A 10,000-nucleotide genomic window follows, 5' to 3' on the forward strand; every position below is an offset into this window, starting at 1 on the left:
ATGGATAAAGTAATGGAAAAGTGGAATGAAATACTACAGATGGTCAAGGAAGAGCATGGTCTGACAGACGTTTCATTTAATACGTGGATAAAACCACTTGAGGTGTTCGCCATAGACGGCAATACACTGTATATTCTCGTTCCGTCTGAGCAGATGGGGCTCAGCTATATCAACAAAAAATATTATCTTCCTCTTAAGGTAGCTATAGGTGAGGTGACAGGTATCGAGTATGATATCCAGTTTATTTTACCGGATCAGGCTCAGAGCCTTAAGTTTAAAAACAACGATACCCCTCAGCTTGAGCAACAGACTCCTGTAAAGGGGGATCACTCAAACTTAAACCCTAACTATACATTTGACACCTTTGTCGTAGGTAATAATAACAGGTTTGCCCATTCTGCTTCTCTTGCAGTGGCAGAAAGCCCGGGTGAAGCATACAATCCGCTATATATATATGGTGGTCCGGGACTTGGCAAGACTCATCTTATGCATTCAATAGGTCATTTCATCATTGACCAGAATCCTGATACCAAGGTGCTTTACGTTACTTCTGAAGAGTTTACCAACGAGGTTATCGAATCTATCCGTAACGGTAATTCTTCTGCCATGACAAAGTTCCGTGACAAATACAGGACTGTAGATGTGCTCATGATTGATGATATCCAGTTCATCATAGGAAAGGAAAGTACTCAGGAGGAGTTTTTCCACACCTTCAACACACTGCAGACACAGGGCAAGCAGATTATCCTTACCTCTGATAAGCCGCCTAAGGAGATGGAGACTCTAGAGGAGCGTATCCGCTCACGTTTCGAATGGGGACTGATGGCTGATATCGGTACTCCTGACTATGAGACGAGGATGGCTATCCTCCGTAAGAAAGCTGAAACTGACAATTTTGATATAGATGATGATATTTTAAACTACATTGCTTCAAACATCAGCTCCAACATCCGTGAGCTTGAGGGAGCCTTAAACAAGCTTTTAGCCTTCCACAATCTCGAGCATACTCACATCACTATGGATATCGCTGAGAGGGAGCTTTCCAATATCATCACGCCGGACAAGCCAAGGGAAATCACTGCACAGCTCATCATCGAGGTCGTTTCAGAGCATTTCCACATCTCTGTAGACCAGATGATTTCAAAGACCAGAAGCAGCGAGATTGCACGCCCAAGGCAGATTGCCATGTACCTCTGCAAGACCATGACCTCTGATTCACTTGATGTAATCGGCCAGCTTTTGGGCGGCAGAGACCACTCTACTATCATCCACGGCATCAAGAAGGTCACCAAGGATTACGAGGAGAATGACAGTACACGTACTCTCATAGAAACTATCAAGAAAAAGATTAATCCAAATTAGTTTCTACCTATTTATATATGTTCTCATTTGCATGTTAATAATTTGGTTATAACCTTGCTTTTATTTCCACATGAGCATGTTAATGACAGGTTGAAGGAAAGTGAATAAAAAGTTATCCATTTTTATCATTTTTACTTCAACAGGCTTTTAATCAAGTTATCAAGCCGCTTAAAGCTTGTCTTTAAAGGCTTTGAAGGGGTTTTGAACTTTTTAACAGCCCCTAAGAATAATATTACGAATATCTTTTAAATATTTATATATACGCGCAGGAAGGAGTTTTTCTAAATGAAACTTATTTGTTCAAAAGCAAATTTACTGAAAGGTGTTAATATCGTATCGAAGGCAGTACCTACACGTACTACAATGGCAATTCTCGAGTGCATACTTATTGATGCATCCGCAAACGAGATTAAGCTTATGGCTAACGATATGGAGCTTGGAATCGAAACAATAATAGACGGAACTATCGAAGAGAGAGGAATTATCGCTCTTGATGCCAAGATTTTTTCAGAAATAGTGAGAAAGCTTCCTGACAATGATGTAACAATTGAGACAGATGCTTCCTTCAAGACCGTCATATCATGTGAAAAGGCCAAGTTCAATATCATCGGAAAATCAGGTGATGATTTTTCTTACATACCATATGTTGAGAGAAATGAGTCTATTGTCCTTTCACAATTTACCCTTAAAGAGGTTATCAGACAGACAATTTTCTCAATTGCCGACAATGACAACAATAAACTGATGACAGGTGAGCTTTTTGAGATTGAGGAGAATAAGCTTCGAGTTGTTTCTCTTGACGGACACAGAATATCTATCAGATATATCGAGATGAAAAATCACTATGACAGCAAGAAGGTTGTTGTTCCCGGCAAGACTCTGCAGGAAATAAGCAAGATTATTCCGGGTTCAGCGGATGAGGATGTGGTTATCTATATCACTAACAATCATATTGTTTTTGAATTTGAAAATACTACTGTTGTTTCACGTCTTATCGAGGGTGAGTATTTCAAGATTGACCAGATGCTTTCATCTGACTACGACACTAAGGTTCGCATCAATAAGCGTGAGCTTCTTGACTGTATAGATCGTGCTACTCTTCTTGTCAAGGAGGGAGATAAGAAGCCTATTATCATGAATATCACAGATGGCAATATGGAGCTTCGCATCAATTCATTTATCGGTTCCATGAATGAGGACATCGATATCGACAAAGATGGAAAAGATATTATGATAGGCTTTAATCCTAAGTTCTTCATAGATGCACTTCGTGTTATCGATGAGGAGGAGGTTAATTTATACATGGTCAATCCAAAGGCACCATGCTTCATTAAGGATGATGAGGGCAAGTTTATTTACCTCATTCTTCCGGTAAATTTTAATACAGCAGCAAACTAGGAGATTTTATGAAACAGATTTCTATAAGAGAACAGGATGAGTTCATTAAGCTGGGACAGGCTCTTAAAAAGGCCGACCTTGTGAGCTCGGGAGTTGAGGCAAAAATTGTTATTCAGGACGGTCAGGTGACTGTAAACGGTGAGACTGAGCTTCAGAGAGGAAAAAAGCTTCACGACGGAGATGTTTTCTCATATGACGGCGAAACAGTTAAGGTTGTTAAATAATGATTATTAAGTCAATCCAACTGAGTAATTTCAGAAATTACGAAAAACTGGATATCAGCTTTGACACTGAAACCAACATAATCTACGGCGATAATGCCCAGGGCAAGACCAATATACTTGAGGCTGCATATTTGAGCGGCACTACAAAGTCCCATAAGGGCAGCAAGGACAAGGAAATGATCCGGTTTGGCGAGGATGAGGCACATATCAGGACAATTGTTGAAAAAAATGACAAGGAATACCGGATTGACATGCATCTGCGAAAAAACGGTGCAAAGGGTGTGGCCATCAATAAAATGCCGATCAAAAAAGCGAGTGAGCTGTTTGGTATTTTGAATATTGTGTTTTTCTCTCCTGAGGATCTCAATATTATCAAAAACGGTCCTGCCGAGAGACGCAGATTTATAGATTTGGAGCTTTGCCAGCTTGACAAAATATATCTGTCTAACCTGAGTAAGTATAATAAGACATTAGTTCAGAGAAACAGACTGTTAAAGGATATAGCTTACAGACCTGATTTGATTGATACACTTCAGGTGTGGGATATGCAGCTTCTCGAGTATGGCAGGCATGTTATAAAAAAGAGGCGCGAGTTTGTTAATGAGCTAAATGAGATAATACAGGACATTCACAGCAATATTTCAGGAGGCAGGGAGAAGCTTATACTCAAATATGAGCCAAGCATTGATGATATTTTTTTCGAGGACGAGCTGCTTAAGGCAAGAAGCAGGGATTTGAAGCTGTGCCAGACAACCGTTGGACCGCACAGGGATGATATGCTTTTTTCAGTGGACGGTGTGGATATCAGAAAATACGGCTCGCAGGGTCAGCAGAGGACATCTGCTCTCTCACTCAAGCTTTCTGAGATTAGTCTTGTAAAGAAAAATATAAACAGCACTCCCGTGCTTTTACTGGATGATGTGCTTTCAGAGCTGGATGGCAACAGGCAGAACTATCTGCTCAACAGCTTAAGTGATACACAGACCATTATCACTTGTACGGGACTTGATGAATTTGTAAAAAATAGATTTCAGGTGGACAAGGTCTTTCATGTCGTGAAGGGCCAGGTGGAGGTTATTGATGAGTAAAGAAATACAGCAGAACAATCAGGAATACGGAGCTGACCAGATTCAGATACTTGAGGGTCTTGAGGCGGTCAGAAAAAGACCGGGTATGTATATCGGCAGTACGTCTTCGAGAGGACTTCATCATCTGGTTTACGAGATAGTGGACAATGCAGTTGATGAGGCCTTAGCCGGTTATTGCAAAAATATCGAGGTCACAATCGAGGAAGACAATTCCATAACAGTACAGGATGATGGACGAGGAATCCCGGTCGGAACCAATCATAAAGCAAAAAAATCAGCACTTGAGGTCGTTTTTACAGTGCTTCACGCAGGTGGTAAATTCGGCGGTGGAGGCTATAAGGTATCAGGCGGTCTGCACGGAGTTGGTGCATCTGTAGTAAATGCTCTTTCCACATGGCTGACAGTTGAGGTCTACAAGGACGGAAATATTTACAGACAAAGCTACAAGCGTGGCAAAACAGACGATACAGTAAAGATTGTTGGACAGTGTGACGAGTCGCTTCATGGTACAAAGGTGCATTTTCTGCCGGATCCGGAGATTTTTGAGGAGACAGTGTATGACTACGATACCTTAAAGCAGCGTCTCAGAGAGACAGCCTTCCTCACAAAAGGACTTAAGATTACTTTAAAGGATGTGCGTGAGAATAGCCATCACAATCATGTATTCCACTATGAGGGCGGAATCAAGGAATTTGTAGAGTATCTTAACCGTGGCAAGGAGGCTCTCTATGATGAGGTCATCTACTGCGAGGGAACACAAAATGGTGTTTATGTTGAGGTTGCATTGCAGCACAATGATTCGTTTAATGATTCAACCTTCAGCTTTGTAAACAATGTAATCACACCTGAGGGAGGTACTCATCTCGCAGGCTTTAGAAATGCCTTGACAAAGACCTTCAATGCCTATGCGCGTGAGAAAAAGATACTTAAGGATTCAGATCCGGCCCTGACAGGTGATGATATCCGTGAGGGACTTACTGCAATCATCAGTATCAAGATTGAGGAGCCTCAGTTCGAGGGACAGACAAAGCAGAAGCTTGGAAACAGTGAGGCCAGAGGAGCCGTAGATGCTGTTGTATCGGAAAAACTCACATATTTCCTCGAGCAGAATCCTGATGTAGCCAAAAATATCTGTGAGAAATCACTTTTAGCACAAAGAGCCAGAGAGGCCGCAAGAAAAGCAAGAGACCTGACCAGAAGAAAGACCTCTCTCGATGGAGGTACTCTGCCGGGCAAGCTGGCTGACTGCTCAGACAAGGATCCTAAAAACTGTGAAATTTTCATAGTCGAGGGAGATTCAGCCGGCGGTTCTGCAAAGACAGCAAGGAGCCGTGCTACACAGGCAATTTTACCTCTGCGAGGCAAGATACTGAATGTTGAAAAGGCAAGACTTGACCGTATATATGACAATGCAGAAATCAGAGCCATGATTACAGCATTCGGAACAGGAATCCATGAGGATTTTGATATAACAAAGCTGCGTTATGACAAGATAATCATCATGACAGATGCCGATGTAGATGGTGCTCACATCGCTACTCTCATGCTCACCTTCCTCTACAGATTCATGCCTGATCTGATCAAGGAGGGACATGTATACCTGGCTACACCGCCACTTTACAAGGTGGAGAAAAACAAGGGTGTATGGTATGCCTACGATGATGACGAGCTCAAGCAGATTTTAAATGACATAGGCCGTGACAATAATAACAAGATCCAGCGATACAAGGGACTTGGCGAGATGGATGCTGATCAGCTCTGGGAGACAACAATGGATCCTGACCACAGAATTTTGAAACAGGTCATGATAGACGGAGAAAATTCATCTGAGCTTGATGTGACATTTACCACACTGATGGGTGATAAGGTAGAGCCAAGAAAAGAATTTATTGAAGCTAATGCCAAGTATGTAACAAATCTTGACATCTAGCAGGGAGGAGTAATTTAAGTGGACGACAAAATTTTTGACCAGATACAGCAGGTCGATTTGAAAAAAACAATGGAGAGCTCCTACATAGATTACGCGATGAGCGTTATTGCAAGCCGTGCCCTCCCTGATGTCAGGGACGGATTAAAGCCTGTTCAGAGGCGAGTACTCTACTCTATGGTCGAGCTCGGAAATACACCTGACAAGCCACACAGAAAATGTGCGCGTATTGTCGGTGATACAATGGGTAAATACCATCCACACGGAGACAGCTCAATCTATGGAGCACTCGTAAATATGGCACAGGACTGGTCTATGAGATACACACTCGTGGACGGTCATGGAAACTTTGGTTCAGTCGATGGAGACGGAGCCGCCGCCATGCGATACACAGAGGCAAGACTCTCAAAGATTTCTCTTGAATTAATCAAGGATATCGGCAAAAATACAGTAGATTTTGAGCCAAACTTTGATGAGACAGAAAAAGAGCCGACAGTGCTCCCATCAAGATATCCGAACCTTTTAGTAAACGGAACCACAGGAATCGCGGTAGGTATGGCAACCAATATCCCACCTCACAATCTGCGTGAAGTGGTAAATGCCGTAGTGCGCCTTATCGACAACGATATCGAGGACAAAGAAACCACAATTGATGAGCTTATCGATGTGGTAAAGGGACCGGATTTCCCTACAGGCGGCATAATTCTCGGAACAAGTGGCATCAAAGAGGCTTACAGAACAGGCCGCGGCAAAATAAGAGTCCGTGCTGTCACCAATATCGAGCCTATGGAAAACGGCAAAAACAGAATTGTAGTGACAGAGCTGCCATACAACGTAAACAAAGCTCGTCTTATTGAGAAAATAGCTGAGCTTCATAAGGACAAAAAGATAGATGGAATAACAGACCTCCGCGACGAGACAAGCCGTGAGGGAATGAGAATCGTGGTAGAGCTCCGCCGTGATGTGAACCCGAGTGTAGTTTTAAATCTGCTTTTCAAGCATACACAGCTCCAGGATACGTTTGGAGTGATAAACCTTGCACTCGTAAACGGAGAGCCAAAGGTATTAAATCTATACGATCTGCTCAATTACTATCTCATCCATCAGAAGGATGTAGTGACCAGACGTACAAAGTTTGATCTAGACAAGGCAGAGGCCAGGGCACATATTGTAGAGGGTCTCATTATTGCCCAGGACAACATAGACGAGGTAATAAGTATTATCCGCTCAAGCCAGACCACACAACAGGCAAAGACCAGATTGATGGAGAGATTTGGCCTGACAGATGAGCAGTCACAGGCAATTGTTGATATGCGTCTTAGGGCTCTGACAGGTCTGGAAAGAGAAAAGCTCGAGGCTGAGTATAAGGAGCTCATGGCTCAGATTGCGCAGTTAAAGGCTATTCTTGCCGATGAGAAAAAGCTTCTTGGAGTAATCAGGGAGGAAATCATCGCAATTGCAGATAAATACGGCGACGACAGAAAGACAGAGATAGGCTATGACGAGTATGATATGTCGATGGAGGATCTCATTCCTGAGACAAATACAGTCATAACAATGACAAAGGTAGGCTACATAAAGCGCATGAGCACTGATAATTTCAAGGCTCAGCACCGCGGTGGCAAGGGAATAAAGGGAATGGAGACAATCGAGGATGATTATATCGTCGAGATGCTCATGACCACATCACACCACTACCTGATGTTTTTCACAAATACAGGAAGAGTATACAGAATCAAGGCATATGAGATACCTGAGGCAAGCCGTACATCAAGAGGCACAGCCATCATCAATCTCATACCTCTTCAGCCTGACGAGAAAATAACAGCCATGATTCCAATCAAAGAATACGAGGATGACAAGTATCTGTTCATGGCTACAAGAAACGGAATAGTCAAGAAAACCCCGATAAAGGATTATGAGAATATCCGAAAGAACGGACTTGCAGCAATCAATCTGCGCGAGGACGACAAACTCATAGAGGTCAAGGTCACAGACAATTCAGAGGATATTTTGCTCTTCACCAAATTCGGACAGTGTATCAGATTCAAGGAGACAGATGTGCGCTCAACAGGCCGTACAACCATGGGTGTTATCGGAATGAATCTTGCACCAAATGATGTAATAATCGCAATGCAGACCGCATCAATGGGTGAGGCAGTGCTTTTAGTATCATCAAACGGCCTTGGAAAACGTACACGAATTGACGAATTTACCACACAAAACCGTGGCGGTAAGGGAGTAAAATGCTACAAGATTACAGAAAAATCAGGCAATCTCGTAGGAGTCAAATCAGTTGAAAACGATGATGAGCTCATGCTCATCACAACAGAGGGAATTATCATCAGAATCCAGGTAAGTGATGTAACAGTGCTTGGACGAATCACAACAGGTGTCAAGCTCATCAACCTGAAAGAAGGAGTGAGCGTAGCCAGCATCGCAAAGGTAGTAGAGGATAAGACTCTCATGCCACCTGAGGAAGCTAAGGAAGAGAATGACGAATCAGAAAATAGTGACGAAGACTCAGCAGAGAATAATAATTCACATGCTGAAGCTATCGAAAATAACACAGAAGCATAACTAAATTCATAAAAGCAGGGTCATAAGATCCTGCTTTTTGCGAATGTGGTGATACTATTCGAGCCTTATTGCGAAAAAATGTTTACATGCAAGCACTATGCATCATATTTGCGTTTTCAGAGACTTTGAAAGTAATAAATAAACATAATACGGAAAAATAAATATGTTTATCCACAAAAACACAAAAAATAATATTGAATTGTGGATAAAAGGTGCCGGAATTTAAAATACAGAGAATAAAAAGAGAGGAAAAGAAATGATCAGGGAAATAAACGTTTCAGAAATAACAGCTGCAATAAAGGAAATGTGCATACAGGCAAATCATTTTCTTTCGCCGGACATGGACAAGGCACTTAAAGCTGCAACAGCAAATGAAGAATCACCTTTAGGTAAAAAAATATTAAACCAGCTACAGGAAAACTTAAAAATAGCAGGCGAGGATATGATACCGATATGTCAGGATACCGGAATGGCAGTTTTTTTCATAGAAATAGGCCAGGATGTCCATTTTACGGGAGGCGTATTGGAGGATGCCATAAATGAAGGAGTCAGACAGGGCTACACAGACGGCTATCTGAGAAAATCAGTGGTAAAGGATCCGCTCATCAGGGAAAATACAAAGGACAACACACCTGCAGTCATCCATTACTCAATAGTTTCCGGCGACAAGGTCAAAATAACCTTTGCACCAAAGGGTTTTGGAAGCGAAAACATGAGTCGTGTATTTATGTTAAAGCCGGCAGATGGTATAGAGGGAGTAAAAAATGCGATTCTGACAGCAGTTTCAGATGCAGGGCCAAACGCATGTCCTCCTATGGTTGTCGGAGTCGGAGTCGGTGGAACCTTTGAAAAATGCGCAATAATGGCAAAAAAAGCGCTGACAAGAGAAGCAGGCACACATTCAGACATAGAGTATGTGGCAGAGCTTGAAAAAGAGATGCTTGAAAAAATTAATAATCTGGGTATAGGGCCCGGAGGACTCGGCGGAAGCACTACTGCCCTCGCAGTAAACATAAACACATATCCAACCCACATTGCAGGATTGCCGGTTGCGGTAAATATTTGCTGTCATGTAAACCGCCATGTAGTGAAGGAATTGTAAAGAATTACTGCATAGAAGAAGAAAGAAAGTGGCAATTTTAATTGTTACAGCTATAGTGAAATAGTGAAATGTGAAGTGTAATTAAAAAGCTATAATTGTTACAGGTTATATTATGCTGGAAAAATAAAAATACAGTAAAAATAAAAGAATCAGGAGAAAAAAATGGAAAAACATATAACAACTCCAATCACACAGAAAATAACAAAAGACCTGAGATCAGGAGACTATGTATACATAACAGGTGAAATGTATGTGGCAAGAGATGCTGCACACAAAAGAATGATAGAGGCGCTGGACCGTAAAGAAGAACTGCCAATAG

General features: G+C 42.0%; 8 protein-coding genes (1 of these 8 cut by a window edge). All 8 read left to right on the top strand.

Annotation, left to right across the window (positions count from 1 at the left end; translation table 11 throughout):
- On the top strand, window positions 1-1,362 hold the full coding sequence (dnaA, locus tag EUBREC_RS00010) for a chromosomal replication initiator protein DnaA (protein ID WP_012740936.1): 1,362 nt from the start codon (window positions 1-3) through the stop codon (window positions 1,360-1,362).
- Between the two features lie 285 nt (window positions 1,363-1,647).
- Entirely contained in the window at window positions 1,648-2,760 is a 1,113-nt protein-coding gene (gene dnaN / locus EUBREC_RS00015; RefSeq protein ID WP_012740937.1) for a DNA polymerase III subunit beta, read from the top strand.
- Window positions 2,761-2,768: 8 nt separating this feature from the next.
- Complete coding sequence (locus tag EUBREC_RS00020; protein ID WP_012740938.1) at window positions 2,769-2,984, top strand: RNA-binding S4 domain-containing protein; 216 nt, start codon at window positions 2,769-2,771, stop codon at window positions 2,982-2,984.
- On the top strand, window positions 2,984-4,072 hold the full coding sequence (recF, locus tag EUBREC_RS00025) for a DNA replication/repair protein RecF (RefSeq protein WP_012740939.1): 1,089 nt from the start codon (window positions 2,984-2,986) through the stop codon (window positions 4,070-4,072). The genes EUBREC_RS00020 and recF overlap by 1 nt, the downstream gene beginning before the upstream one ends.
- Window positions 4,065-6,002, top strand: coding sequence for a DNA topoisomerase (ATP-hydrolyzing) subunit B (gene gyrB, locus EUBREC_RS00030; protein ID WP_012740940.1), 1,938 nt, complete (start codon window positions 4,065-4,067; stop codon window positions 6,000-6,002). The genes recF and gyrB overlap by 8 nt, the downstream gene beginning before the upstream one ends.
- 18 nt (window positions 6,003-6,020) lie before the next feature.
- Complete coding sequence (gene gyrA / locus EUBREC_RS00035) at window positions 6,021-8,579, top strand: DNA gyrase subunit A (RefSeq protein WP_012740941.1); 2,559 nt, start codon at window positions 6,021-6,023, stop codon at window positions 8,577-8,579.
- Window positions 8,580-8,835: 256 nt separating this feature from the next.
- On the top strand, window positions 8,836-9,681 hold the full coding sequence (locus EUBREC_RS00040) for a fumarate hydratase (RefSeq protein ID WP_012740942.1): 846 nt from the start codon (window positions 8,836-8,838) through the stop codon (window positions 9,679-9,681).
- A 162-nt stretch (window positions 9,682-9,843) separates the two neighbouring features.
- Window positions 9,844-10,000: the 5' end (the start) of a Fe-S-containing hydro-lyase gene (locus EUBREC_RS00045; protein WP_012740944.1), read on the top strand. Its footprint extends 395 nt past the window's final position; 157 of the gene's 552 nt are visible here — the first part of the coding sequence; the start codon lies at window positions 9,844-9,846; its stop codon lies off the right edge, out of view.

The organism is Agathobacter rectalis ATCC 33656, from assembly GCF_000020605.1.
Taxonomy (GTDB): Bacteria; Bacillota; Clostridia; order Lachnospirales; family Lachnospiraceae; genus Roseburia; species Roseburia rectalis.

Bases quoted from the DNA above. Each gene is read 5' to 3' on its own strand.
- dnaA (WP_012740936.1), top strand. From the start codon at position 1: ATGGATAAAGTAATGGAAAAGTGGAATGAAATACTACAGATGGTCAAG.
- dnaN (WP_012740937.1), top strand. From the start codon at position 1,648: ATGAAACTTATTTGTTCAAAAGCAAATTTACTGAAAGGTGTTAATATC.
- EUBREC_RS00020 (WP_012740938.1), top strand. From the start codon at position 2,769: ATGAAACAGATTTCTATAAGAGAACAGGATGAGTTCATTAAGCTGGGA.
- recF (WP_012740939.1), top strand. From the start codon at position 2,984: ATGATTATTAAGTCAATCCAACTGAGTAATTTCAGAAATTACGAAAAA.
- gyrB (WP_012740940.1), top strand. From the start codon at position 4,065: ATGAGTAAAGAAATACAGCAGAACAATCAGGAATACGGAGCTGACCAG.
- EUBREC_RS00040 (WP_012740942.1), top strand. From the start codon at position 8,836: ATGATCAGGGAAATAAACGTTTCAGAAATAACAGCTGCAATAAAGGAA.